The sequence below is a fragment of the Bacillus sp. JJ722 genome (assembly GCF_036963345.1).
Taxonomy (GTDB): domain Bacteria; phylum Bacillota; class Bacilli; order Bacillales; family DSM-1321; genus Bacillus_AD.
On the sequence record NZ_JBALMO010000133.1, the window covers coordinates 34412 to 35859 of the forward strand.

1 protein-coding gene is annotated in these 1448 nt (G+C 36.0%); it reads right to left on the reverse strand.

Annotated elements, in window-relative coordinates; genetic code table 11:
• Positions 1-449 precede the first annotated feature (449 nt).
• Positions 450-1232: an SDR family NAD(P)-dependent oxidoreductase gene (locus tag V7014_RS16565; RefSeq protein WP_335508545.1), complete on the reverse strand. Its 783-nt coding sequence runs from the start codon at positions 1230-1232 to the stop codon at positions 450-452.
• Positions 1233-1448: the final 216 nt, after the last annotated feature.

The window sequence follows — 1448 nt, forward strand, 5'->3', positions numbered from 1 at the left end:
AGTTACAAATAAATCCAATAAACAAAGTGCAAAAACAGTAAAAACTATTAAATAGAAATAACGATTTTTTCTAAGTTTGATATCGGTTCATAGATTCAAATTTGAAGGTATACATCGCTCCTTGCTCTCAAAAAACGAGCCATGCAGCAGGCATAAGACGAGCCATTCTTGGAAACTGTCCAAAACGGATTGACTTATGACCGAGCATGGCAAATGCAAAATTAAATATCAGACAGTTATTATAGTATAAAAACTGTATTGTTAAAAATCCAGATTAATATGTGATTAAGTCTTTTTTCCCTCGATCTTTTGTTTGTTTTATTTTCTCTACTGACGTAGTTATACTTTCTTCTGCTTTACTGATTTTCTAGAAATACTCAACAGAAAACAGCCTTCTGATCAGATCTATGACTAAAGAACTACTATCTAACTATATTTTAACATATTTCCTACAAAGAACCACTTTTTCCTCCATCAATATTAATGGCGGTTCCTGTAACATATGATGCTGCTTCTGAGACTAAAAATGTTATAACTTTAGCAGCTTCTTCCGTTCTCCCAATTCTACCGAGAGGTATACCATGACTTGGATCACTACCGAATTCCTCGAATGTTTTATCTGGGGCTTTCTTCTGCCAAAGCTTCTCAATTTGATCACTTCTTATTAACCCAATACAAACCGTATTAACTCGAATATTATCTTTACCAAGATCTTTGCTCATCGCTTTAGTTAATGCCATTCCCGCCGCTCTACTCACCGTAGTTGGTAATGAAGATGCAGGTGGGGTCTTAGCGATAGCTGCTGTAACATTTACAATAGCACCGTGTCCGATTTTTCTCATATGAGGTAAAGCAAATTTAGAGCAATGAATCGCTCCAAATACTTTTAAGTCCAAATCATGCTGCCAAAGATCCGTTTCAACGGATTCAAATGGATTAGCAGAAGATGTTCCTGCATTATTAATTAATATATCTAGTCGTCCAAAGTGTTCGACGGTTTGAGCGACTATTTTTTTACAATCTTCTTCTTTTGTTATATCAGCCTTTATGTATAACACTTCAGTACCTGTTTGTTCTTTAATTCGCATTGCTGCTTGTTGAAGATTCTCTTCATTTCTAGCACAAATAGCAACTAAAGCACCTTCTTTTACTAAGTGCAAAGCGGTTTCTAATCCAATGCCCTTACTCGCTCCCGTAATCAGTGCAACTTTTCCATGTAATCCTAAATCCATTTTACAGATACCTCCTCAGCATAATAAGTAATCTTTAAATACGCAATATAAGCATAACAAAATTAACAGAAAATTTATATTTTTAAAAAGAAAAGTGGAAGCGCCCTGGTTAGCTCCGTATGGACTGGAGCGCTCCGACTGAGATATAGGAAACACGAAGAGACGGTAGTCGATTCGAATGTTGACTTATCGTAGGGAGGAGAGCGAAGTCCATTA